This is a genomic window from Blastococcus sp. SYSU DS0828, assembly GCF_054050975.1.
In genome coordinates, this window is record NZ_JBJHAK010000004.1 from 1 (window position 1) to 25,611 (window position 25,611).

The window sequence follows — 25,611 nt, forward strand, 5'->3', positions numbered from 1 at the left end:
ATCGACTGGCGCTACACCGCCGGGTCGCCGGAAGAGCCCGGGCCGGCCGACGTCTGGACCCGGGTGCGCGTCCCCCTGGTCGCCGACCGGCCGCTCACCGGTCTCGCCCGGGCGCTCATCACCGCCGTCGGCCAGGATGCCTGGGTGAACCCGCGCATGCACCGCTCCCACCGAGTGGCCGGCGCGCTCGTCGGCTCCGCCGTCGGCGACGCCCTCGGCGCCCCGTTCGAGTTCGGACCGCCCAGGCAGTTCTCCACCTGCTTCCCGGTGCCGGCGCGGGGATCGAAGACGGAGATGTGCGGGGGCGACTCGCTGGGCTGGGAGCCGGGCGAGTTCACCGACGACACCCAGATGGCGCTGCTCGTGGCGACGTCGCTATTGGAGAGGAACGGGTTCGACGAGGCCGACGTCTTCGACCGGTTCCGGGCGTGGGCCGAGGCCGGGCCGCCGGACATCGGCAACCAGACGCGCGCCGTCCTTGGTTCCGGCCGGTCGTGGGACGTCGCCGCGGCCGAGCACTTCGCCCGGTCCGGGCACGCGGCCGGCAGCGGCTCGCTGATGCGGACGACGCCTGCGGCGATCCGGTTCTCGCGAGACGGACGCGAGGCGACCATGGACGCCGCCCGCCGTACATCGGCACTCACCCACGGCGACCCGTCGGCCGGCGAGGGATGCGCGGTCTTCCACGAGCTGATGCGTGTGGCTCTCGATGGTGAAGACCCGTTGTTCGGGATCCCATCCGCGCTGGAGGCGGTACTGCCCGAGCACCGGGAGCGGTGGGCGGCGGTGCTCACGCCCGACTGGACGCCTGACCGGGCCACCGAGTCGAACGGCGCGGTGTGGCCGACGCTCGGCCAGGCAGTGTGGGCTCTCCGGCACGGGCGGGACTTCGCCGAGGTTCTGCGGCGGGTGTCGACCTGGGTGGCGACACCGACACGGTGGCGTGCGTCGCCGGCGCGTTGGCGAGAGCGGTGTACGGGATGGGCGGCACCCCGAGCCGGTGGGCGTCGGCGGTGCACGGGCGGGTGCCCGGACACGGCGATCGCGTGTGGCGGCTGGCCGATCTGCAGCAGCTCGCCGCCTCGCTGGACGGCGGGGTGCAGCAGAACTACGACCCGGGCGTGATTCCGCGGATCGGCCCGACGGAGGTCCTCCCCGGCATCTGGGCCGGCAACCTCGACGGCGCGCGCTACAGCGATGACGACTTCGCCGTCATCTCGCTGTGCCGGCTCGGTGAGCCGTTCCCGCACCCGGTGCACCGGATGGCCTACATCGCCGACAACGAGCACAACGCCGACCTCGACGTCATGCTCGCCGACGTCCTGGACGACATGAAGGCGCTGCGCGACGAGGGACACCGGCTGCTGGTGCACTGCCACGGCGGCGCCTCCCGCACCGGGCTGGTGCTGCGCGGCTGGCTGGTGCGCGAGCGGGGCATGTCCGTCGAGGAGGCGACTGCGCACGTCGCCGACCGCTGGCCGCACCTCGGGCTGTGGAACAGCAGCTTCACCGCTGCATTGCATCAACTCGCTCGCTGACCGCCGGTCTTGATCACGAGGGCACCGCCTGACGCTCGTCAGGCCGTCATCGCTCGTCGCCACCCTCGATGGGCTCCTCAGTGTCGAGGTCCTGACGAAGGTTCGGCGGCAACTCGAGACCGTACTTCTCCGCGAGCAGCATGGTCGCCCCGTAGTGACGCGCCTGCTTGGCGATGTCGCCGAGCACATGGGCATTGGTCCCTGCACCCGCGAAGATGGCAATCAACGGCATGCCCATGCGGACGTTCTTCACGGGCACTCGGCCGCCACCACCCATCTGCTTCATAAGCTTTTCCACCGCAGCCATGAGGCGGTGGTCTTCGCGGAGCTTCTGGCTCCAATTGATGCGGCCCTTTGCGGCGCTGAACGCCGCGCCGGCGCTCTTGACGGTTCCGGCTTTGGGCGCCTGATTCCGATAGGCGCGTACGACCATGCGGTCGATCATGTGCCGCATGGCTGGGTCGCCCGCGTCGAAGCCGTACGCGTAGCAGATGCGAGTGGCGATGGCGCCGCTGAGCGCCTGCATGGCCACCATGTCAAGAGTGATCGCCGCCAGGCTGCCGACGACCGGCACCGGAATCATGGCGAGCGCGCCAAAACTCGCACCCTGAGCCGCCCCGAGCGTTCGCCAGCGGAGAACCATCCCCTCTGTGAACTCCTCCAGAAGCTGGAGATCGAGTTTCTTCAGGTCCTTCAAGTGCGTGACGTCGCGGCCCTTGCTCCGATGGTGATCGATCACCGCCTGTTGGTCGGTCAATTCGACCACCCAGTCGTTGATGAGCTCGAGCAGGTGGACGACGCCCTTAACCGTGGGCACGAGGGCGGCATCCAGCGCGTGACCCGCGACCTCCTTGACCCTGTCCGGAGTCACCTCGGAGACCGCACGACCGGCCTTCGATGCCGTGTCCTTGGAAGCCTGTGCAGCCGTATCCAGCGCTGCCCTGACGCGCGGCGACATCAACTGCCTCCTCGCGACCTTCTCCCCCCAATGCGACTGCAACTCATCCCACCTGGCTCGCTCGTAAGATGACATGGGGTTCAGGCTGGGCCCGCTTCCGATCATTCGGAGGAGGCTAGGCGAGGATCACGACAGCGGCGCGCGAGTCCGAGGTGCGTGGGGCTGGAGTGCGACGTGGGGGAAGCGTCGCGACGGTGCTGCGGGAGCGGGCAAGGTCGGCGGCTGACCGAGCCACGGGTTTGACGGCGCCTCACCGCTCGGCTCGAATGGCTGGGTGCCCTCTGTACCTGTCCCACCTGGAGTGCTCACGGGACGGCTCACAACACGACGCCGACGTCGTCCATGGCACGTCCCCGCTCTGGGCTCCACTGTTGCCCGGTACCACCTCGACCTGGTTCCGGTCACTCGCTTGAGATGCCTACGCAGGCTGGTATGCCCGTATCGCTCGGTTGGGCAACGAGCTGCCAAACCGATCCGACGGCCGCTCCTGGCAGGTCCACGACCGTGAAACCGGTGGGCTACCTCGGCGCCTACCGGAAATCCAGGACGACCGGTCGGTGGTTCGCCGGGCGGCACGCACACCACCTGCTCGGCTGGCCGGGGTGACCACGCGGTCTCCCGCGCGTGATCCACGCATCCTCAGAGCAGCCCAGGACATCCGTTCAGCAAGTGAACGGGTCGGTGGCGCATCCAGACGATGACGTCCAGCACCCGGAGTGCAGACACCCCGGGCGACACGCCTGCCGCCTCACGTGCCGCCAGGAGACGGTCGCTCAGCCGGGCGCCGTCATCCGCGAACATCGCGAACAGCCAGCTCCACAGTCCGTCTGGGCGCCCGTAGGCACAGCGGACCACCCGGTCGTACACCGGGAGGAGGCGGGGCCGCTTTCGGGCCAGCAACTTGCCTGTGATCACCCAGCCCATGCCGTACGGCTCCTCCAGCAGATCCCAAGCGACCCTTGCGTGCGAGTGACTGGCGAAGTGCTGGGCGGCAGCGTGATCGCTGATCGCCATGTCGGTGGGGATGCGCTGAAGATGCCGGCTGATGTCGCACCCTAGGTCGCCTTCCAGCAGCTGCAGCGCCACGTCACCGGGCACGTCGACCGACAGGAGGGTCACCGCCACGAGATCGTCGACAGTGATCCGGTCAGCCGTCTCGGGCCGGTCGCCGCCACCCGCCAAGAACTCGAAGCGGCTGCCGGAGTAGCGCGGCATCGTCCCCGGAGCGCGCGTGGGCTCGAAGTACTTGCGGAGGTCTTCGGTCGTCCGCGGGTCCTCGACGATGGACAGCAACCGGGAGAGCTCGATCGGAGTTCGGATCACCCCTCGACTGTTATGGATACGAGCCAGGGTGTCGCGGACACGCCAATGAGACCCGTCGAACCAGCGCGCAGTGTGTCGTTGCTGCCAGGGACGGATCGCCGTTCATGGCGGTCATGGCCCAGCTCTGCGGCGTGGACGAGTCCTGCACATGTGGGCCGTCGGCGGGACGGTCCGGGCAGCACGTCCGCAGCGTCGACAGCTCCTCGACGGCCGCCAGGACCGGCGCGCCTCCGGTCAACCTCGCCAGCGTCGTGTCAGAGCCGTGCCACAGTGCCACCGTGTCCTCACCGCGCAGCGCCGTCGAAATCCGCGTTCGGGACCACGGTGGTAGGTGGACCGAGCCCAACAGCTACGGGTACATGAACGAAGCTGAACTGCAACAGATCCTGTGTGAGCAGCCGAGCCTCATCGAGGGCGTCAGCGCGGAGGCCATCGCGGTCCGCGAACTGGCCACCAGCGTTGGTCGCGCCGACCTCGTCGTCGTCGACAGCGACGGCACCATCACCATCGTCGAATGCAAGCTGGCGACTGACGCAGACATTCGCCGGACCATCGTCGGGCAGATTTTCGATTACGCAGCACGTCTCGCCGAGCTCACTCCAAAGATGTTCGAGGAACTGTGGCAGTCGCGCGGCGGTCCGTCCCTCGACGCCCTGTTTGATGGCCAGCCGGATGACGCGCGCCGCGCCTTCGAGACGAACCTCGCGGCCGGGGTCTTCACGTTGGTGCTGGCGGTCGACTCGATCAGCACGGATCTCCGACGAATCGTCCGCTACCTCAATACGCACACCACAGCGGGGATGCGCCTGCTGGCCATCGAGCTTCGCCACGCCGTGCACAGCGACACCGAGATCCTCATCCCGACCGTGTACGGCTCGGAGTCCGCCGATGACAAGAACGCGAGACGCAGCACAGCCAGCACCGTCCGGTGGAACCACACGGACGTCGATGCCTGGTTGCGGGAACGCGATCCCGGACTCGCGGACGCGGTCGCATCGTTCGCCGCGGACCTCGCGGCTCAGGGCTTTCATGTCCGAGGCGGCGGCTCGGGTGCCTACCCGAGCTACTCGCTCTGGGGTACCGCAGCGTCCGGCGCCGAAATTGCTCCGTTCAGCGTGCACTGCGGATCCCCCACATCGCTCTCATGCAACTTCCAATGGGCGCGCGGAGCCGACCCCGCAGCTCTGGCTCGCTTCCTGGAAGATCTCTCGGCCGCGGGCCTTCCGCTCGCGACCGATGCCATCGCCCAAGCCGAGTTCAAGAAGCGGCCCGGGGTGCCTCTCGATCTCTTGAAGCGCTCCCATCTGCGCACCGCCATCGTGGCTGCCGCCCAACGACTGTGCGGGCCCTCCTCATCGCGAGATGCTCCATCGAACATCTTCGATGCAGGATTCGGCGCTCTTGTCTGAACTGATTGCTGAGGATCGCACCGTGACCCACGTGCCGCTGCTGGGGAAGCTCGAGACGGTCCCGGTGACCGAGGTCTGGTCACACGAGGCGTACGTCTTCACCCCGTGGTTGCTGGAGAACGCCGATCGGCTCGGTGACGCCCTCGGGATGGACCTCGAGCTCACCGTGAACGAGCACCCGATCGGCGACTTCTACCTGGATCTGCTGGGCCACGACATCAGCACGGGCGAGACCGTGATCGTCGAGAATCAGCTCCAGAAGACGGATCACAGTCACCTCGGCCAGCTGCTCACCTACGCCGCCGGTGTGGATGAGGTGAGCAACATCGTCTGGGTGGCACCTGAGTTCAGGCAGGAGCACCGGGCCGCACTCGACTGGCTCAACACCCACACGCAGGAAGGCACCCGATTCTTCGGCGTCCAGATCTCCGCGGTGCGGATCGGCGACTCGGCACCTGCACCGCTGTTCACGGTCGTCAGCCAGCCCAACGACTGGGCCAAGTCGAAGAAGACGGCCGCCCAGAGCCAGCAGCAGTCCCCTGGCGTGAAGGGTGTGCTGTACCAGCAGTTCTGGCAGGAGCTGCTGGATCGTCTGAAGGCGGAGAAGTTGAACTGGTCGAAGGGTAAGGCGCCGACCACCAGCCACTTCGACATGCCTGGCGGCGGCCAGGGCCTCATCTGGGGCGTAAGTTTCGCGAAGGACTCCCGCTTGCGCAGCGAGCTCTACTTCGACAACGCCAGCGCTCAGCAGAACCAGGCGATGTTCGACCGACTTGTGGACGTGCGCGAGCAGTTCGAAGCCGAGTACGGCGGACGGCTCCACTTCGATCCCTTGGAGGGAAAGAAGGCCTGCCGGATCGAGGATCAGACGGGGCCGGCCGCTGTCGACCAGCGCGAGAGCTGGCCCGCCTACCTCGACTGGATGGTCGAGACGCAGACGAGGCTCCGAAGGGCCTTCGCGTGCGTGGGCGGCATCAGCTATGTCGTGGGCGGCTGAGTCGGTCGCTCAGGCGATGCGTGAGGTTGCTGTGACCCGATAGGGGGAGACGCCAGGCAGCATCCGGTGCGGTACCCCGGTCTGCCGAGCCGTCGTTGTTACGGTCCGCCGTGGTTCTGACCACGGGGGGATGCATGACCGCGTACGGCCGCGCTGCGCTGGAGGAACTCCGAGACGCCGTCCGGGAGGCCAAGGACGGCGACCCGCTCGCACCCGTGACGGTCCTCGTGCCGAACAACATCGCCGGCATCGTGGCCCGCCGCTTCCTCGCCCACGGCCTCCACGACGGCCACTCCGGAGTCGCGGCGCTGTTCCCCACGACGGTCGTCCGCCTCGCCGAGCAGCTCGCGGCCCCGGCGCTGCACCCACGCCGCCCCGCCACCACGGCAGTCGTCGCTGCTTCGTGGCGGGCCGCGCTCAGCAAGGAGCCCGGCGTCTTCGAGGCGGTCGCCGAGCACCCGGCCACCGTGGAGGCCCTCGTACGCGCCGGCCGTGAGCTGCGCGACCTCGACGACGCCGCCCTCGATGCCGTCGCCGGCGCCACCACGCTCGGCCCCGGCCTCGTCCGCCTCCACCGGGACGTGCGGGCCGGCCTCTCCCCCGCCTGGTACGACGAGACCGACCTCCTGCGCACCGCCACGAACATCGCGCGCGAGCAGCCGGAACGGATCCGAGAGGTCGGCACCCTCATCCTCTACCTGCCCCAGCAGCTCACCCAGGCGGAAGCCGACGTCATCAATGCGGTCGCCACGGCGGGCACGCTGCGCGTCGTCGCCGGCCGCACCGGCAGCGACAAGGCGGACGCCGCGGTCCTCCGGTCCCTCCACCGGGTCGGCGCCGACTGCGGCGACAGCACACGTGAACCCACCGCCACCCGCGTCCTCACCGCCTCCGACGCCGACGACGAGGTCCGCTGCGTCGTCCGCGAGGTCGTCACCGCCCTGAAGAGGACGAAGGCCCACCGCGTCGCCGTCCTCTACGCGAAGGGCAACCCCTACGCGCGTCTGCTGCACGAGCACCTCGGCGCAGCCGGCGTCACCGTGAACGGGCCCGGCACCCGCCCGGTGCACGAGCGCGCCGTCGCCCGAGCCGTCCTCGAGCTGCTCGATCTGGCGGCCAACGAGCTGCCCCGCAGCGACCTGTTCCGCGTGCTCGCCGCCGTCCCGATGCGGACCGCCGACGGGCAGCGCATCCCCGTCTCCCGCTGGGAGCGGCTGTCGCGTGCGGCCGGCGTCGTCAAGGGCGACGACTGGGACACCAGGCTCCAGCACTACGCCGATGCCCACCGCGAGGAGCTGGCCGAGAGCGACAGCGAGGGACGGCGCGAGAAGCTGGCCGTCGACATCGACAACGCCGAGCGGCTGCGCGGCTTCGCCGTCCACCTGCGCGCCGAGCTGCACCGCGGCGCGGCCCTGCTGAGCTGGGCGGAGCTGTCCGGCTGGGCGCTGGACCTCGTCCACTCGCTGATCGGCGAGGCCGAGGAGCTGACTGCCCTTCCCGTCGAGGAGCAGTACGCGGCCAACGCCCTGGAGCAGTCGCTCCGCACGCTCGGCGCCCTCGATGCCCTCGGTGCCCCGGCCGGGCTCAGGCAACTGCGCGAGACGCTGGCCAGCCAGCTCGAAGCCGCGCTCCCCCGCGTCGGCCGGTTCGGCGACGGCGTGCTCGTCGCCCCGGTCTCCGCAGCCATCGGGCTGGACGTCGACGTCGTCTTCGTCCTGGGCCTCGCCGAGGGCGTGTACCCCGGCCGGCTCCGCGAGGACCCGCTGCTGCCGGAGCGCGCTCGCGAGGTGACCGCCGGCCAGCTGCTCGGTTACCGGGAACGCATCGACGCCGCCCACCGCCACCTGCTCGCTGCCTTCGCCGCCGCACCGCAGGTCGTGGCGTCGTTCCCCCGCGGCGACCTGCGCACCAAGAGCCGGTACCTGCCCAGCCGCTGGCTGCTGCCCACCCTGCGGATGCTCTCCGGCAACCCAGGGCTGACCGCCACCAAGTGGGAGACGGCCGCGGACCACCTCACCACCTCGCCATCCTTCGCCGGTTCCCTGGCCACGGCCCAGCAGCCGGCCTGCGAGCAAGAGTGGCGGACGCAGGCGGCACACGGTGGTCTGCAGCTGGACGACGCCGTCGTCACGGCGGCGCACACACTTTCCGAGGGCCGTGAGAGCGACGCGTTCACCCGGTTCGACGGTGACCTCTCCGCTGTCGCCGACGGGCTCCCCGACTTCGCCGCCGGCGAGCGCGCCGTCTCCCCCACCGCGCTGGAGAAGTACGCCGGCTGCCCGCACTCCTACTTCATCGACAAGGTGCTGGGCATCCAGCCGATCGAGCAGCCCGAGGACGTCCTCACGATCAGCCCCGCCGACATCGGCACCCTGATGCACGAGTCGTTCGACCAGTTGGTCACCGAGTTCGCCGACGACCTGCCCGGCCACGGCGAGCCCTGGACCGACGAACACCGCCACCGGCTCGCCGAGATCGCCGACGCCCGGGCCGCAGAGATGGCCGCCGACGGGCGCACCGGTCATCCGCGCCTGTGGCAGCAGGTGCTCGTCCGCATCCAGGCGGACCTGCAGGCCATGCTCGCCGCCGACGACGTGTGGCGCGCCGAGCAGCAGGCCCGCGTTCTCGCCAGCGAGCTGGCCTTCGGCATGAACGGTGCAGAACCGGTGGCCGTCCCGCTGCCCGACGGCGGCACCGTGCTCATGCGCGGCTCGGCCGACAAGGTCGACGAGACCGCCGACGGCCGGCTCGTGGTGACCGACATCAAGAGCGGCAGCGCCCGCTCGTTCGCCGGCCTCTGCGCCGACGACCCGGTGCTGGGTGGCTCGAAGATGCAGCTGCCCGTCTACGCCCACGCGGCCCGGCAGGTCCTCGACCGGCCAGACGCTGAGGTCGAGGCCGCCTACTGGTTCGTGCGACGGGACAAGGGGCGCATCGCCGTCCCGCTCACCTCCGAGGTGGAGCAGCGGTACGCGCAGACCCTGCAGGTGCTGGTCACCGGCATCCGCACCGGTCTCTTCCCGGCCCGACCGCCGGAGAAGGACGACTTCGCCTACGTCCAGTGCGCCTTCTGCAACCCCGACGGCATCGGCCACGGCAACGCGCGCGCCCGCTGGCTGCGCACCAAGACCGACCCGCGGCTGGCCGAGCTGGTCGCCCTCATCGAGCCGCTGCCCGCCGATGGAGGCCAGTCATGAACCTGAACGACGACGCCGCCCGCCGCGCGATCCGCGAGGACCTCGACCGCACCCTCTTCGTCGAGGCAGGTGCGGGCTCGGGCAAGACGACCTGCCTGGTCGACCGGATCACCGCACTGGTCACCGAGGCGCGCGTCCCGATGAGGTCGATCGCCGCGGTCACGTTCACCGAGAAGGCCGGCGCCGAGCTGCGCGACCGGCTGCGCGCGGCGCTAGAGCGCGACGGCGGCGATCTCGCCGAGCAGGCGCTCGACGACCTGGACGGCGCCGCGATCGGCACGCTGCACTCCTTCGCGCAGCGGATCCTCGGCGAGCACCCGATCGAAGCGGGCCTGCCGCCGCTGCTGGAGGTCGCCGACGAGCTGAGCAGCTCCGTCTCCTTCGAGGAGCGGTGGGCCGAGCAGCGGACCCGGCTGCTGGACGACGACGCCATCGCGCAGCCGCTGCTGCTGGCGATGTCGGCCGGCGTGACGCTGGACCACCTGCGCTCCCTGGCCAAGCTGTTCAACGCCGACTGGGACCTGGTGTCCGAGCGGGTGCTCACCGACGAGCAGCTGCCGGTCCCGGAGCTGCGCGACCTCGACGAGCTGGTGCGGACGGCGACCGAGCTGGCCGGTCGCACCGACGAGTGCACCGACGCCGCCGACAAGCTCCTTCCCGACCTTGCCTCCTTCGGCGCGTGGGGCACCCGGCTGGGTGCGGCGGTGGACGCGGCCCAGCGGCTCGAGGTCCTGCGCGAGGCCGCCGATCTGAAGCACCGGCACGGCCAGGCGAAGAACTGGGGCGGCAAGGCGGCCCTCGACGGCCTCAAGGACGCCTGCAAGCAGCTGATCGCCGACGCCGACGCAGTCGTGAAAGACGTGCTGGAGACGACGCTGCGGCTGCTGTCGCGGTGGATCGCCGCGCGGGTCATCGACGCCGCCCAGCAGCGCAAGGCCGCCGGCCGCCTGGAGTTCCACGACCTGCTGGTGATCTCGCGGGACCTCCTTCGGCACGAGCCTGCGGTGCGAGCGGCGCTGCACGACCGCTACTCGCACCTGCTGCTGGACGAGTTCCAGGACACCGACCCCATCCAGATCGAGCTGGCGGTCCGCATCGCGGGTGGCGCCGAGGCCAGCCAGGAGCAGTGGGAGGACGTCGTCGTCCCACCTGGGTCCCTCTTCGTCGTGGGTGACCCCAAGCAGTCGATCTACCGGTTCCGCCGGGCCGACATCGCGATGTACCTGCGGTCGCAGCGGGTGATCGGCGGCGAGGTCAGCCTGACGTCGAACTTCCGCACCACCGAGCCGATCCTCTCCTGGGTCAACGACGTCTTCGGCCGGCTGATCGTGGCGGAGCCGGACAGGCAGCCGGAGTACCGCGCCCTGGACGCGGTGCGTGAGCCGCTCGGGGACTCACCGTCGGTCGTGGCCCTCGGCGCGGAGGCGCACCTCGACAAACTGTCGGCGGCGGAGCTCCGCGAGCTCGAGGCCGCGGACGTCGCCGGGGTGGTCCGCCGGGCGATCACCGAGGGCTGGCAGGTCTGCGACGACGAGACCAAGGAGTGGCGGCCGGCGCGGCTCGACGACGTCGCGATCCTCGTGCCGGCGCGCACGTCCCTGCCCTTCCTCGAGGAGGCGCTCGACGACGCTGGCATCCCCTACCGCGCCGAGGCGAGCTCGCTCGTCTACGAGGCGCAGGAGGTCCGCGACCTGCTGGCCGCCGCGCGGGCGGTCGCCGACCCGAGCGACGGGTTGGCCCTGGTCACCGCGCTCCGCTCACCGCTGTTCGGCTGCGGCAACGACGACCTCTGGACCTGGAAGCGCGACGGCGGGGTGCTCAATCTGCTGGCACCGGTCCCCGACGACCGCCGCAACCACCCGGTGGCGCGGGCGCTGGTCTACCTGCGGCGGCTGCACAACGACTCGCGGTGGCTGTCGCCCGCCGAGGTGCTGGCCGCCCTGGTGACCGACCGCCGGATGCTCGAGGTCGCCGCGACCAGTCCACGGGCGCGGGACCAGTGGCGGCGGCTGCGGTTCGTCGTCGACCAGGCGCGGGCGTGGTCCGAGTCGGAGCACGGTGGGCTGCGCGCCTACCTCGCGTGGGCCGAGCTGCAGGGCCAGGAGAGCTCGCGTGTCGTCGAGGCATCGCTGCCGGAGACCGACGCCAGCTCGGTGCGGATCATGACGATCCATGCGGCGAAGGGGCTGGAGTTCCCGATCGTCGTGATGAGCGGCCTGACCGCGGGGCCGCGCAGCCCCTCGGGGGTCCGGGTGCTGTGGCCGGCGTCCGGCGGCTACGAGGTGTCCCTGCGCAAGGGCGTGACGACGGGTGACTTCGACGCCGCCCAGCCGGTGGACGAGCAGATGGACGAGCGCGAGCGCCGGCGGCTGCTGTACGTCGCGGCGACCCGGGCCCGGGACCACCTCGTGGTGTCCCTGCACCGCTCGGCGGTGTCGCGCACCGAGACCGCGGCCAAGCTGATCGCGGACGGCGGAGGTGGCGCGTCCGGCGCGGAGTCGTGGTCGGTGGCGGAGCTGGGCGACGGCTCGTCGGTCTTCGTCGAGCCCGTCGCGCCCCGAGTTCCGGAGGAGTACGGCGACTGGCTGGCGGAGCTGACCCGGGTGCGTTCGGCCAGCGCGGTCGCCTCCGCCATGTCGGCCTCGGGGCTCGAGGGGACGGAGCCCTCGGTCGCTTTCGGCGGGGCCGACACCGGTTCAGCGAAGGGCGCCCTCAACGTCGAGCTGCCGGCCTGGTCGAAGGGCCGGTACGGGACGGCGATCGGCCGGGCGGTGCACGGGGTGCTGCAGCAGATCGAGCTGGCCACGGGGCGCGGTCTGGACAACGCCGTGGCGGCGCAGTGCGTGGCCGAGGGTGTCGAGACGCACGCCGACGTCGTCACGGCGCTGGTGCGCTCGGCGCTGGAGTCGACGATCTTGCAGCGGGCGGCCGCGAGGGAGCACTGGCGGGAGATGTACGTCGGCACGGTGCAGGAAGACGGCACCGTGCTCGAGGGCTACGTCGACCTCGTCTACCGGGAGGACGACGGCTCACTCGTGGTCGTCGACTACAAGACCGACGCCATCCCGGCCGAGGCGGTCGCTGCCCGAGTGCAGTACTACGCGCCCCAGATCCGGACATACGGGCGCTTGCTGATGGCCGCTGGCGGCGCGACCTCCGTGGACGAGCAGCTCGCGTTCCTGGCACCAGCCGGGGCTCACGTCGTCCCTGCGCCGTCGTCGAGGAGCTGAAGACAACTGATGGATCTCGGAGGCGCTGATGGCTGAGGCACCTGGCACCTGGCACGACTCGGACCCGACGAAGAAGGTCGATTGGCATGTGGCGGTAGCTGCTTGGGTGCAGGCCACGGAAGGCATTCTCGAGACGGTCGCATCCACCTACGGCGGCTCGCTCACGTACGAGCAACTCGCTCAGCAGTTGTTCGACAAGACCGGCTACCGGACCCGCATGATGCTGGGCCACTGGATCGGTCAGGTGCTCGGACCGGTGCAGGCTGCCACCCTCACCGAGGGCAAGCCCCCGCTGTCAGCCCTGGTCGTGAGAACCGGGACCGGTGGCGTGGGCGACGGGTACGTCAACCACGAGCACCCCGGGGGCTTCGCCTCGTTCGCCGAGCGGCAGCGTGCCGCCGCCGTCGACCGCCTCACCTGCTACCGCGCGTACTGCGACCACGTCCCCGACGACGCAGCACCACAGATGACGGCGCTCTTCATCGCCAAGAAGACGTCGCTCTACACCGTCGAGCGGACACCCCGGCAGAAGCCCGCGCTCCCTTCGCCCAAGATCTGCTCCACCCACAATCTGGTGCTTCCCGCCAGCGGTCGCTGCGACTACTGCGCCTAACCGCTTCATACCGCTGAACCGTCGTCGGGCAGCTCACCAGAGGCATGACGCTGTTGGCGACATGTGCGGGAAGTTGGGCATGCCCAGTTCTCATAGCCCCCGTGGCGAGCCTGTGCCGGACGCGGCATCAAATAGGAAGAACCTCATGCCCCTTCTCACGAACAGTCGAGCACTCACTCCAGCATCGCCGCGCTTCGAGCATGCGCGCTCAAGCACTCGACCAATACACCCAGCGCAATCGCTCCCCGGGGTTCTGGGCCTACGACCTACTCGGGGAACCGGATGTCCTGACGCCGCTCGACTGCCTGGCCCCCGCGCTGCTGAGCGCGCGGATGCCACTACCAGGTCGTCCCGCTCTTCCCGGAGGACTGTGCTGGCGCCGACGTGCTGACGGCTTTCCAGGCGATACAGGACGTGAGCGCTCGGGCACCCGTCAACTTCCTCGATATCGACCTCGAGCCTGCGACCAGTCCCTCCTGCTGGACAAGGCCGTCATCGCAGAGCTGCAGTGAGTCCACGCCCACCACTTCCTGGTCAAGGCGCGCGCCGGATACGTCGTTGGTTCAGTACGCCAGCGCCTGGAGGCCGAACACGCGGGCAGCTCGGCCGTCGTGACGAACGTGGCACGCGGGATGCCGCTCATCGTGGCTCTGCCCCGCCATCCGACCGGTCACCGTGGCCTTCCGACCAGGGTGGACCGCTTCCAGTGGCAGCTCCAGGGCAAAGACCTGCGCTTTGCCGCCGTTCAGCCCCCGGTTAGCAGCACGGCACCCGCCTTTTCGCCACGACGCGTGTGCAAATTTCGCCAGGGATTTTATCGCGTAGAAGCAAGCTCTATCATTCGCAGCCTAGCCGTGTGCAACTCATCTTTCGTGAACAAACGCTCAAATGAAGGGTCGAGGACTGCGGCCTCTATGCTGTAGCCCAGGAGTTCTCTCCTGTGAAGTCTTCGCAGTAGACGAAGCGGCTTCGCTCGCCGCAGCGCATACCGGGCGAACTCAACGCCTCCGAGCTTATCCAGCATCTCGAGATACCAACCATTCAAGAGTGGTCGTATAACCTCAACGTCGCTACAAATGCGCGCGTTGAAGCCCGCCTCCAGAGAAGGATCCGACCGTAATGCCTCAGTAGGCAACGATGGCTCGATTTGGCCATCGTCGCCAGGACCGCCATGAGTTTCCTCGGGCACATAGGTAGCAGCTACTACGTAATGGGTGCCCCGCTTCGCGCCTCGGCGCTCGAGGATCCCCTGGGCGGTCAACCCGCGGAGGATCCGAAGAGCGTCAGTACGGTCAACACCCAGGCATTCCCGGACACTCTCGTTCGTGAGGTCCTTCTCGGCTGCCAGCTTTAGGACTCTCTGGCGCATGCGCCCGTCGACTACGTCGCCAGAACGCCGAGAGTTGACTCGGGCATGCCCGCCTATTGCACCGGACTGGCTCCCGTGCACCTGCCCACCGATGTCTCCAGGGGCTAGCAGCGCCACCAACTCGTCCACCGTTACAGGCGTCGGTCGGGTCCCGGAATCCGACTCAAACCTCGCCGTCAACCTTCCCCCGTCATCGCTGCGCCTGAGATCAGCGCCCCTCGCCGCCCCAAGAGAAACGCAAAGGAAACTACCCGACTCCGCGCCCCGGGTCCATCCAGCGGATCTGTCTGTACCAAAATGTGACGGTCCCGGTCCGGCTTGGTAGTCACAGCGAGAGGGCATGCTCAACTGTCGCGCCCGCTATGTCCAGGCCAAAGCCAGCGTTTTCGAGTCAGAAGCCATCCGGTCGGGGAAAGAGACATCGCTCTCCACACAACGCCGCCGACCACCTACATCGGTGCGAGGGCCAGCCTCGCTAGGCTCGTGACGTCCTTGATGGCTGGATCCCCGACCAAGTAGGACATGCCTCGGGCAATGTGAGCACGAAGAAGAGCATCAGCCTCCGAGGACGACGGATTCACGCCACGGCTCCATCCGGCTTCGAGCAGCAGGCTCCACCACAGACGCCCTCCCGCCCCGGCGAACACATCCCACTCGATCTCCGTCGCCGTGTCTGATGACTGCACCGAGGGGTCGGACGGTTCGGACAACGACCGGCAAAGTGCCCACCGACAAAGCACGTTCATGTGTCGGATACCCGTTCGCCGCTTCAGCGTGGCTATCTGCTCCCGCGTCTGCTTTGACAACCGCACGGTGGCCGGAGGTGCTGGTGCCTCGTGGCTTCCCCCACTGAGGTCACTTCGCTGCTCAATCACGCCACGTCTCCCGTTAGCTCGGTCACGTAACCGGACTCGATGCGAGAACTTCGCGTCTTGGGGTCATGCACCAAGTGGACGGTGTGGCTCACTGCAGCACCGAGGCGCTGGATCGCGTCACCGTCGACTTCCGCGTCGGTCGACAGGACGATCACCTGGTGCGACGCATTGGGCAGGTAGGTCTCGACGAAGGTCTTGCGATGACTGCGGTCCAAGCGGCCAAGCGGTGTGTCGATGACCACGGGGAGCGGCCGGCCGGCAGCCTTAGCGAGGCCCCACAACAAGCTCACTGCGATCATCTGACGCTCGCCAGCGGACAACTTCGAAGGGATGATCTCCCTGGCCTCCGCGTCGAGCAGAGCGAGACGGTGGGTGGAGGGATCGATTTCTACGCTGCTGAGCAGGCTGTCTTTTCGAAGCAAGCTGTGTGCAGCTTCGAGCACGTGCGCCTGGATCTGCTGCGCGTGACGCGAGGTCGCCTCCTCGCGGAGTCGTCGTAGGGTCGCGCGGGCCTTCTCCGAGTGACGAAGCAACCGCTCACCATCCTCGGCTGCCAGGCGCTCCCGGGCTGCTCGCTCAAGCTGCTGTTCTTGCTTACGCAAAGCCTTGCTGAGCTCCGCCTCAATGGCTGCATGAGTCTCCCGAGCAGCCGCTAGCAGTTCCCCGGCCTCCCGCTCTTCCTCTGCCGCTCGCTCCCGCTCGAGGATCAGTTCGTGCAGAGCGTCGGCGTTGGGCACGGAGGCGAGTTCTACGTCAGCGCGGTCAACGGCGTCGAGGGATTCCTCATGGGCCATCAACAGCTCGCGTACGGATTCGGCGAGGCGATCGAGCCCTCCGTTGACGAGCCCCTGAAGGAGGTCGGTCATCTCCGAGGTGACCTGGAAGACGGCGTCAACATGCGTGCCGGACCGGCGTTCCCGATCTGCGCTGAGCAGGCCCTCAACACTCTCCATCGCACCTGCACCCAGCTGACCGTCGTCCGCGAGCTGCCGAATGAGGTCGAGGACCTCCTCGTCTCGCCGAGCCAGGACCTGGACCACCCGGCGATCCTCCTCTTGACGCTGCAGCTGGGCGGCCCGCTTGGCTGTGGAGTGGACGAGCTCGGGAACCATCAAGAGTGGAGTCAGGTCGCCCATGACCTCCACCAGACGGGACTCAGTGAGACCCCGTGCCACTTGAGCATCACGGGCCCGCATCTCAATCTCCGAACGGACCTCGTGCGAACGACCACCTTCCCGCTGGAAGCGATCCTCAGCAGCCGCCTTGCGCTCTAGAGACCGAGCGTGACGCTGCGCAGCCTGGTCGACCGCCTGCCGAGCGTCACGTTCCCGCCGGCGAGTCGCCTCGAGCGCGACCTCGAGGCTGTGCAAGTAGCGAGCGTCCTCCTCATCCTGGACGGCCTCGGACTTCTTGCGGCGTTCGAGCACCTCCAGGTCCGCAACCAGCCGATCTACCAGGTTGAGCCCGAGAAGCCCGCCGATGGCCGTCTCGAGGAGACCTCGACTGACCTCCAAGTCAGCGAATGCCTCGATCTGCTCGCCGTCAAAGAAGAAGAGATGCGCGACTCCGCGGGGTACGAATGCCTCGACGTGCTCAGTCCACCGCTCTGAGAGGGCGGCATGAGGCTTGCCGTCCACCTCCACCCGCACCTGCTCGCGGATCTTGTCGTTCCGTGTGCTCCACCAGCTGCGACGGACCCGCAGGGATCGGAAGGCACCGTCCATGTGCGCCCGGAAGGCGAGCTCGACCGCGGACCCCACGGCAGGGTCCTGCTTGTCGTTGATGGCCGCACGAAGATAAGCCTCATAGCTCATCCCCCGACGTCCGCCCTGGGGGGCGAGCGCGCCGAACAGGGCCAGCTGCAGCGCCTCGAGAACCGTGGTCTTACCTGTGCCGTTCAGTGCACCGACGAGGACGACCGGTCGGTCATCCTGCGGAGCCAGGGGGAGCACCTGGCGACCAGCGAACGCGCCGAAGTCATTCAGCACCAGTTCGTCGAGGATCACTCGGCTGCTCCGTTGCTCTCCTCATCGCTGCGCTGCACCCAACCGTCTGCGACATCCAAGGGATCGACGCTCGCGCCAGTCGCGCCTGCCAACACGGCCTTTCGGTGTCGAGCGCGGTCGGCGGCATCCACGACGTCGTCGTAGAAGCCCTTGCTCAACGCAGACTCGAGGGCCCCAAAGAGCCCACTGCGTCGCACCTTCAGGCGGTGTCGCTGCTCGACGTCGAGCAGCTCGCGCACCATCTCGAAATGGACCCGGTCGTCGCCACAGAGCTCGGCGAGGATCTCGACCTCTGTACGCCCTAGGGCCAGGCGCTCGCTGAGCTCCGGCCCGGTGTAGGGCCGACCCGTCGCCTCCTCATAGATGTGAGGCAAGGCGTCTTCGAACTCGTGCTTGTCCACCACCCAGATACGCCGGATCTCTTCGAGTTCGGCCATTGTGATCAGCTCGATGTCCCGCACGTTGTCCGGACCGTACTTTCGGATCTCTGTCTGAGCGCTCAGGAGTCGGCGCAGCCAGTCGTGCCGCGCCGACTGCAGGTATGGGCCGTGGATCGGCTGGTCGTGGAAGAGCTGCACGGTGCCGTTCATCCGCCGGAAGTCGCGCAGATCCCGGTCGTCACTGAGGTCAAGTGCGTTGCGGAGCTCCAAGAGTGGGCTCATCCATTCCTTGTCCGCGTCGTTCGTGATCATGGCCGTCATGGACTTGTCCTGGTCCACCAGGGTGCAGGTCCAGCAGCCAAACCGGCTCGACCCACATGACGGCGTCGTGGAATCGACCACCAGAGGACATTCACCATCCGAGCTCGCCCCCTGGTACAGGGTCAGAAGGTCCCGATTCGAATAGCCCCAGGGATTCTCCACCTGCATGAGGAAGGTCCAGACATCGTCGTTGGTCCAGTCCTCAACAGGTGAGTACACGAGTGAGTTGGGCAGACTGACGTTCGGCGACAGCCGGTCGCGGACCCGTCCCGCTGCCGCCGCGGCAGCCATCGTCTTCGCTCGGGCCTGCGACTCGGCCTTGCGGACGCCCAGTACGAGGATGGCCTCCCCGTGGCGGCGAACGACACCACGGATGAAGGCGTTGCTCGGCTTGATCTTCAGCCGCTCCGTGCACCAGCGGAACTTCGGCCGCGGCGCCGGGTAGCCGCGGCCAATCAGGTTGACCCAGAAACTGTCCTCCACCGCCGGAGTGAGGCGGTGCGGCTCGATCGGAAGTCCCTGCGCTGTCGCCGTCTCACCCAGCACATCCAGACTGCGGCTGACCCACGCCGCGACGATCGGGTTCTCGACAAGCGTGTCAGTGGTGATGACATGCACGGTCTTATGCCGTTGCTCGGCCGGGATGCTGGAAATTGCCATCCATACCAGCTGGAGCACGGCCGTGGAGTCCTTTCCCCCCGAGTAACCGACGACCCAAGGCACGTCGTCCTCGAGGTACAGCCGGGCCGTCTCGTCCACGAGCGCGTCGACAGCCGTGCGCATGCCATCTGCGAACGCCGACCGTCGGCTCAGGCTGACGGCAACGGTCTTCGCACCGCCGACGCCGGGAACAGCCGTTGGGCTCTCGGGGCTGGTGGTCACTGGTCACTCCTCATTCCCGTGTCTGCGTTGTGGTGTGCCCCCGCGCCCATGAGGGCGTCCTCCGCACGTCGCTCGTCGGGTGGCAAGTCCATACCGAGGTGCTGACGAATTGCGGCTGTGGTCAGGAGGACGTTGGTCTGCCCCTTGACGACCCGGCCACCGACCAGGGCCCGGCCCTCCCAGAGGGGGTTTTGCCGGCTCCAGTCCAGTGTCCGGAGCCCCGCGAGCCTTGGGCGCCACGCCTCGACGTCTCGATCGGTTCGCAGCAACGTGTTCCCGGCTCGGGCAAGCGCGGCCAACGTGATTCCGTGCGTGTGGATGAAGTCCGCCCGGACCTCTGGCGAACGCATCTCCCGAGCTCGCACGCCCTGCCACTCGGGTAGTTGCTCGTCAACTGCCCGCCACCATCGGTCGGCGAGATCGAACGCCTGCTCCTGATCCATCTCGCCGAGCCCCTCCAGCAGGGTGCGCGTCGCTCCGTGCACCGCCGAGAGCGTGAAGAGCTTGCGCGAGGCCTTAGCCAGACTGGAGCTCTCCATCTCGACGAACCCGCGGAACACCGGGCAACGCAGGACCAGGAGCCGGGAAAGGCTGGCGTGGGTGTCGCGGTGGTCGTAGAGGACGCCGATGGACTTCGACGGACGGACGGCGTGTCTGTTCAGGTCGGCGAACATCTGCTGACACCGCTGCAGACCAACGTCCAAGTAGAAGACGACAGCGATCATCTCCTGGCCAAGCGACGGGAGCTGCTGGAGGGCTTCCTTGATCGCGGCGTGCCGGTGCTGGCCGTCATTGATGACGAAGCGGGACTCCATCGGGACGCGGAGCTTGCCGAGCAGGCTGGTCTGAGGGTCGTCTCCCGCTGGTTCAAACCGAACCGTGCCGTCGATGCTCGCCGTCAACGCCGAGAACGTGTAGCTCGTCGGGTTCTCGACCATGTACCGCACGAGCTCCGGCAGGCGCCCTTTGTTCAGGCTGCGCTGGGCTCGGAGCTCGGGAGCCAGCTCGTCGCCGTCGAACACGAAGAGCTTCGCGATGACACGCAACGGGATCATGGTCACGAAGAACGTCGTTCCGGCCTGCACCCCTCGAATGGCGGGCAACACGTACTCATAGGCCGACTCGCCTGCGTCCCCGTATGTCCCGGCCTGCAAGGGCTCGTCGCCTGTCGTGCCCGACTCCATCAGCTCGGCACCTGTCGCCTGCGCAGAAGTGTCCTGGCTGCCTGTCATGCTCGTGCCACTCCTCCCCGCGCCCCGGCCGCATCTGCCAGAGGAGACGTTAAACTCGAGACGGTTCTACGTCAAAAACTTCACGTAACGTGTCGCCCATCGCCGATAGCATGCGGCCTGCCGAGGACCCGCAAGCCTCCTGTCCACAGCCCTGAGGAGCAGACATGCCGGCCTACTGGGACGTCAGTGCCACCACTCCTGTCGACCCCCGGGTGGCCGACGTGGTGCTGCGGTTGATGACCGAGGAGTTCGGCAACGCCGGCAGTCGCACGCACGAGTACGGCGCGGAGGCGCTCTCGGAGGTGTCGACAGCACGTCGGCGGATCGCCGAGAGCGTCGGTGCTGCTCCCGAGGAAGTCGTTTTCACATCCGGCGCTACCGAGGCGGACAACCTCGCCATCCTGGGCCTGCGCGCACATGGCGAGTCCACCGGACGGCGCCACGTCGTGACCACCGCCATCGAGCACAAGGCTGTGCTGGAACCCGTCGCGCAGCTGGCGAAGGTCGGTTTCGAGGTTGAGTTCATCCCGCCGCAGACCAACGGCATCGTCGATGCCCAGCGGGTCCTGGATGCGGTGCGCGACGACACGCTCCTCGTGTCCGTCATGCACGCGAACAATGAGACAGGTGCCATCCAACCGATCGAGGACATCTGCCGGGGACTGGCTAACCGAGACGCGTACCTCCACGTTGATGCCGCTCAGACCTTCGGCAAGCTCAACGACGAACTCGGCTTGCCGCGCATCGACCTGTTGTCGTTGAGCGCACACAAGGTCTTCGGCCCCAAGGGAGTGGGCGCTCTCATTGCACGACGCCGGGGGTGGCGGCGGCCGCCCTTGGAGCCGCTGACTTACGGTGGGGGCCAGGAGCGTGGCCTGCGCCCCGGCACGCTGCCCGTACCGCTTATTGCCGGCTTCGGTCTGGCGGCTGCACTTGCCAATTCGGAGCGGGACGAGCGTCGCCGGGCGACCGAGGCGCAACGGACCGCGGTCCTCGACGCACTGAGCCCCGCGGAGCCCCAGCTTAATGGCGACCCCGACCGACGCTTGCCCCACATCCTTAACGTCTCGTTCCCGGGCGCCGATGGAGAGGCCGTGATGCTGGCGTGGAGAGACCTCGTCGCGGTATCCAACGGGAGCGCGTGCACGTCAGCCAGCTACCAGCCAAGTCACGTCTTGACGGCCATGAATCTGCCTGAGCCACGCATCCGTGGTGCTGTGCGGCTGTCGTGGTGGCACGACGCGGAACCGGTCGACTGGTCCCAGGCAGCTCGCCGGGTCAACGGGCTCCGCGGGATCTAGTGGGCGCGCGATCTGACGAGGCGATGACCGCGCAGCTCGACACCGCAGCGAGCCAGTTCGGCTTCCCAGCCCCGCTCTAACCCGATGACCTCGGGCCGGTCGTAGAGGCCCGCCCGGACCTCTTGCGCCGTGAGTCGGCGGTATTTCGGCGACGCCGCGTCCTCTGGGGCGAGGAACTCTTCTTTTCGGTGGAGCAGGGGACGGTTGTCCCGCTGCTCGTAGGACGTGAATGACGCGTCGAGAGATGACATCGATACTGCGTAAGACCAGGCGAGACGGGGGTGCGGCTCTGTTTCGAAGGTGGGATACGACGACCAGGCCACCTGGCGCCCGCTGTGATTAAGTTTAAGGATCGCCCAGCCTTCAGGACGGCCAGCCGCCACGGCTCCACAGTGCTCGTACAAGCGAAGCACCACGGGCATCTGGTTCACCGCTCGGCGGTGCACGTACAGAGCTGTCGGGGTCAGCTTGCCGACGCTGTTTCGCATGGCGCCCCGTAGATACGAGTCATCCCGCAGCTTGAGGAGTAGTCGGTCGGCCCGGGCGCACGCCTCTCGATAGCTATTGAAACAGGCGCGAAGGTCCAGCTGGATGCCGAGCGGCAGGTCGTTCATCCGCGGCCGCCCCGAGAAGACAGACACCCCTAGGAACAGGAGCGTGTCCAATAACGTGCGGGCTCGACCATGCTCAACCCGTTCACGCGTCGCCCCATCCACGACCATCCGCCGCAGCTCCGACTGCCGGACGTGACGCAGCAAGGGCAACAGGCGATCGGGGTACTCCTCGATCGCGGGCAGACGCCCTCTGCGCTCGAAGTAGTCAATGACGGCTGCGAGAGCCGACGTCTCGTTCTCACTACCCAACCAATCGCCCTCGCCAGTCGTCCGTCGAGCAAGGAATCTCAGCCGTTCGGTCTCGGCCTTGAACGCATAGACGACCCCGGGAGCGCCGGCCGCGGTGCGGGCTCCGGTCACAGCCTCCACGAGGGTGCGAAGCTCACCGGGGCTGAAAAGTCGCTGGAAAGTGCGCCGGCTCGTCACGGTTCCGTCAGCGAAGCCGTCCCCCGTGACCCGACGCTTCTCCCACGAGAGCCGAGCGCTCACGACTAGCACGTCTCCCGCGAGTGACCACGCTTTGCGGAGGGTGTCGAGCCGCTCGGTCTGGTCCTCGATCACGTTGAGCACGTAGACCAGTAGGACGGCATCACTTTGCTTGGGAATCGCCTCGCGTGCGAAATGGGGATCCCACCCATGCGCCTCCATGCCCATGGCACGGAGTCGTGCGACGTCGCCCCCGCGGCCGCTCCCGAAGTCCAGCACCGACGAGTCACGACGCAGGACCCCGTCCTCCAGGGCCCGGCGCACTGGCATCGAAAGCTGCTGGCGGGCGATCGCAGTGCGGTGGCGCAGTACCTCAAGTTCGTAGGGGGCCACAGCGGGAGGCTAGGCGACCGGACCGCTCCAAGTGACTCCCGATGTAGCGGCCTGGTCGTCCTGCACGGCCCCGGCACTTGTGGCCCATTGGCCACCTGCGTCGCAGGCGCTACTCCATCGGGGCACACGCTGGGCGTCGCAGCGCCTGTTGCGCCCGAGCCAGCGCACAATGCCGACCGGACACCGATCAGCCGACCACGGGACTGGCTCCGGGGATGCGCAGCAGACCCCGAGGGCCACTGCATGCGCACGGGGGCACGTCATGGCACCAGCGAACGAGGACGCCTCGACCGTCGGGGAACCCCTCCTCCGTTGGGTCGACGCTTTCCCGTGGCTCGACACCGCCGCCCGAGAGGTCGGAGGTGACGTCAACGCGTGGTGGCTCCAGCCCATCGACCCGGTCGGGAGCAGCTCTCGCTCGCATCACCTCGCACGAGTGACGGACCTCGCCCTGGAGCGGCTCAGCCGCTGGACGATCGGACAGATCTTCCCGGGTCTTCCCGGAGACGTCGTCCTAGAAAGCTTGAACCTCAGCACGAGGATCAGGAACGTCTTCGCACGCTTCGGCTATCGGACCGTCTCCGACCTTCAGCACATCTGGCTCGGAGAGATGCTGGACTGGCGGAGCGTCGGCATCGGCAGTGTGGAGAGCGTCCTTCGCACGTTCGGAGACGCGGCAACGGCGCGCACCGAGCCGCTCGTCGAGCGACCTCCTGTTTACCGTCCCCCGCTCCAACAGGACATGCTCGACTGGACGGGCAAGGAGTGGCCGACAGAGTGGGCGATGCCCTCCTCAGCTGCCCCACTCGTGGGCCAGCTCAACCGTCTCGCCACGTGGTTCGCTCTCCTCGGGCGCACCGGCACCCCCATGCTGACCGATCCGCCGCTTGTGGGCATGCCCGACGACCTACAAGACCTCCAGCGGCAACTCAGCGAGGTCAGTGCCACCGACGTCCTCGGCGAGGAGACCGAGCGCCTCAGCGCCGCCGCACTAATCGAGTCGGCTTTCAGCATTTTCGAACCGCGTGTACTAGACGTCCTCGCCCGACGATTCTTCGCAGACACGCCCGAGACCCTCGACGACCTCGGTCAACTCCACGGCGTCACCCGCGAGCGCGTGCGCCAGCTGGAGGCGAAGGCCCGCGCCAAATTGGTTGATCTCCTCGAACCCGAGGGTCCCCTCGCTGACCTCGGCGACGCGGTCCGCGCACAGATACAGGGCGTACTCCCGCTCGCAGACGTGCTCACCGCGATGCCGTCGCTCGCCGACGAGGTCGAGAGTGTCGGGTGGCCAGTGTGGCGCGTGCTCGACCGCCTAGACGACAGCTATGAGATCGACGCTGGGTGGTGCGCAACACCATCCATGGCCAGCGCCACGGCAAAGACTCATGCACGTCTGGAGGACCTGGCTGACCGGTATGGCGTTGTCCGCTTGGAGGACTACGGCGACATAGCGCCGGCTGGGACTCTTCGAGACCCACTTGGAGAGCTCGAGGCGTGGGTAAAGCACTGCGGCTATATCGTTGATGGCGCATTCGTTTACACCCGCACGGAGTCCGTCGGGGACCGCGCGGCCGCAATCCTGTCCGTCACGGGTTCTCCCATGTCTGCACAGGAACTGGTCGACCGCTTCGGCGTGGAGCGGAGCACCGGTTCACTAAAAAACGCCATGTCGACGGACAGCCGGTTTGTGCGCGTGGATCGGGACCGCTGGTCCCTGAGCGAGTGGGGCCATGAGTCCTACGGCGGGATCCGCGACGTGATCCGGCAGCAGGTCGCCGCTCACGGTGGCGAGGTCGCGCTCGAGGAGCTCATCGAGTACATCACCAGCCGATACAGCGTCTCTGCGAGCAGCGTGATCGCGTACGCGAGCGCCCACCCATTCGAAAACGGCCATGGCACCGTGCGGATTTCCCGAGGAGACCGGACGGCGAAGAAATCGCCTGAGCGGACTCGCCGGCTTTACCGACGCGGTGACAGCTGGCTGTACCGAGTGCCCGTCACGACGGACCACCTCCGCGGCAGCGGCTCGGTTGCACCTATCGGTGTTGCCAGCGTCGCCGGAGTCGAGCCGGGGACGACTCGGCACCTCGAGTCCCCCCTGGGTCCTCAAGCCATTGCTTGGACTGGTCTCCAGCCGGCTTTCGGCACCATCCGTAGATTCCTCGTACACGACGACGTGGGAACTGGTGAACAGGTGTTCTGCGTCATCCACGACGACGGGCGGTTCGATGTTCAGCGCGTTGCGCCGCTGACCGGCGACTTCCTCGCAGACGCCCTCCGGCTCGTCGGTCATGACGACAGGCTGCTCGGCGAGGAAGCGCTTGCCGCACTGGGCGCTGCGATATGCCTCCCCGAGGGCGCCACCCCGGTGACCGTCATCGGCGGCTATCGGGAACGCGGCGACGAGGACGTCGCCGATCTGCTGGTACAGGTCCGTGATCAGCTCACCGGTGCCGCGTCCACCACGCCCGTCGCAGTGACGGACATCAGCGACATCTTGGACCTGCTGTGACGGGACCCCTCGCTGATTCAGTTCCGTCCACG

The 25,611-nt window shown here is 68.0% G+C and carries 16 protein-coding genes; 9 read left to right on the plus strand and 7 right to left on the minus strand.

Annotated features, from left to right (window positions below):
- A partial coding sequence (locus tag ACI79Q_RS04165; RefSeq protein WP_456614223.1) for an ADP-ribosylglycohydrolase family protein occupies positions 1 to 1,125 on the plus strand: 1,125 nt, incomplete at its 5' end.
- A complete protein-coding gene (locus ACI79Q_RS04170; protein ID WP_456614224.1) occupies positions 1,047 to 1,538 on the plus strand; it encodes a protein-tyrosine phosphatase family protein in 492 nt (163 codons plus the stop codon). The genes ACI79Q_RS04165 and ACI79Q_RS04170, both read left to right, overlap by 79 nt.
- Positions 1,539 to 1,584: 46 nt before the next feature.
- On the opposite strand, the gene ACI79Q_RS04175 is transcribed toward ACI79Q_RS04170, so the two are convergent.
- Positions 1,585 to 2,496, minus strand: coding sequence for an EcsC family protein (locus tag ACI79Q_RS04175; RefSeq protein ID WP_456614225.1), 912 nt, complete (start codon positions 2,494 to 2,496; stop codon positions 1,585 to 1,587).
- 639 nt (positions 2,497 to 3,135) lie between these two features.
- Positions 3,136 to 3,819 (minus strand): DUF6308 family protein, encoded by a 684-nt coding sequence (locus tag ACI79Q_RS04180; RefSeq protein ID WP_456614226.1) that lies wholly within the window; start codon positions 3,817 to 3,819, stop codon positions 3,136 to 3,138.
- 278 nt (positions 3,820 to 4,097) lie between these two features.
- Here ACI79Q_RS04180 and ACI79Q_RS04185 point away from each other — a divergent pair, with 278 nt between their 5' ends.
- From ACI79Q_RS04185 to ACI79Q_RS04205, 5 genes are all read left to right on the plus strand, one after another.
- Positions 4,098 to 5,228: a hypothetical protein gene (locus ACI79Q_RS04185; RefSeq protein WP_456614227.1), complete on the plus strand. Its 1,131-nt coding sequence runs from the start codon at positions 4,098 to 4,100 to the stop codon at positions 5,226 to 5,228.
- Positions 5,229 to 5,250: 22 nt separating this feature from the next.
- Positions 5,251 to 6,225 (plus strand): DUF4268 domain-containing protein, encoded by a 975-nt coding sequence (locus ACI79Q_RS04190; protein ID WP_456614228.1) that lies wholly within the window; start codon positions 5,251 to 5,253, stop codon positions 6,223 to 6,225.
- Between the two features lie 134 nt (positions 6,226 to 6,359).
- Positions 6,360 to 9,422: a PD-(D/E)XK nuclease family protein gene (locus ACI79Q_RS04195; protein WP_456614229.1), complete on the plus strand. Its 3,063-nt coding sequence runs from the start codon at positions 6,360 to 6,362 to the stop codon at positions 9,420 to 9,422.
- Entirely contained in the window at positions 9,419 to 12,652 is a 3,234-nt protein-coding gene (locus ACI79Q_RS04200) for a UvrD-helicase domain-containing protein (protein ID WP_456614230.1), read from the plus strand. The genes ACI79Q_RS04195 and ACI79Q_RS04200 overlap by 4 nt, the downstream gene beginning before the upstream one ends.
- 106 nt (positions 12,653 to 12,758) lie before the next feature.
- A complete protein-coding gene (locus ACI79Q_RS04205) occupies positions 12,759 to 13,265 on the plus strand; it encodes a hypothetical protein (RefSeq protein WP_456614231.1) in 507 nt (168 codons plus the stop codon).
- 1,818 nt (positions 13,266 to 15,083) lie between these two features.
- On the opposite strand, the gene dndE is transcribed toward ACI79Q_RS04205, so the two are convergent.
- From dndE to dndB, 4 genes are read right to left on the minus strand one after another with little or no spacing between them, the layout of a single operon-like run.
- Positions 15,084 to 15,509, minus strand: a complete 426-nt coding sequence (gene dndE, locus ACI79Q_RS04210) for a DNA sulfur modification protein DndE (protein ID WP_456614232.1) — start codon at positions 15,507 to 15,509, stop codon at positions 15,084 to 15,086.
- On the minus strand, positions 15,506 to 17,515 hold the full coding sequence (dndD, locus tag ACI79Q_RS04215) for a DNA sulfur modification protein DndD (protein ID WP_456614233.1): 2,010 nt from the start codon (positions 17,513 to 17,515) through the stop codon (positions 15,506 to 15,508). The genes dndE and dndD overlap by 4 nt, the downstream gene beginning before the upstream one ends.
- Complete coding sequence (gene dndC / locus ACI79Q_RS04220) at positions 17,512 to 19,098, minus strand: DNA phosphorothioation system sulfurtransferase DndC (RefSeq protein ID WP_456614234.1); 1,587 nt, start codon at positions 19,096 to 19,098, stop codon at positions 17,512 to 17,514. Before dndC ends, dndD begins: the two co-directional genes overlap by 4 nt.
- Positions 19,095 to 20,330: a DNA sulfur modification protein DndB gene (dndB, locus tag ACI79Q_RS04225; RefSeq protein ID WP_456614235.1), complete on the minus strand. Its 1,236-nt coding sequence runs from the start codon at positions 20,328 to 20,330 to the stop codon at positions 19,095 to 19,097. Before dndB ends, dndC begins: the two co-directional genes overlap by 4 nt.
- Positions 20,331 to 20,494: 164 nt before the next feature.
- On the opposite strand from dndB, the gene dndA reads away from it, so the two are divergent.
- Positions 20,495 to 21,631, plus strand: a complete 1,137-nt coding sequence (dndA, locus tag ACI79Q_RS04230; RefSeq protein ID WP_456614236.1) for a cysteine desulfurase DndA — start codon at positions 20,495 to 20,497, stop codon at positions 21,629 to 21,631.
- Here the strand turns inward: dndA and ACI79Q_RS04235 are convergent.
- A complete protein-coding gene (locus tag ACI79Q_RS04235; protein WP_456614237.1) occupies positions 21,628 to 23,064 on the minus strand; it encodes a DNA phosphorothioation-associated putative methyltransferase in 1,437 nt (478 codons plus the stop codon). The two genes, dndA and ACI79Q_RS04235, sit on opposite strands and share 4 nt — an antisense overlap.
- Positions 23,065 to 23,326: 262 nt before the next feature.
- Here ACI79Q_RS04235 and ACI79Q_RS04240 point away from each other — a divergent pair, with 262 nt between their 5' ends.
- Positions 23,327 to 25,579 carry a sigma factor-like helix-turn-helix DNA-binding protein gene (locus ACI79Q_RS04240; protein ID WP_456614238.1) on the plus strand — a complete coding sequence of 751 codons (2,253 nt, stop codon included), beginning with the start codon at positions 23,327 to 23,329 and terminating at the stop codon, positions 25,577 to 25,579.
- The last annotated feature ends 32 nt before the right edge of the window (positions 25,580 to 25,611 follow it).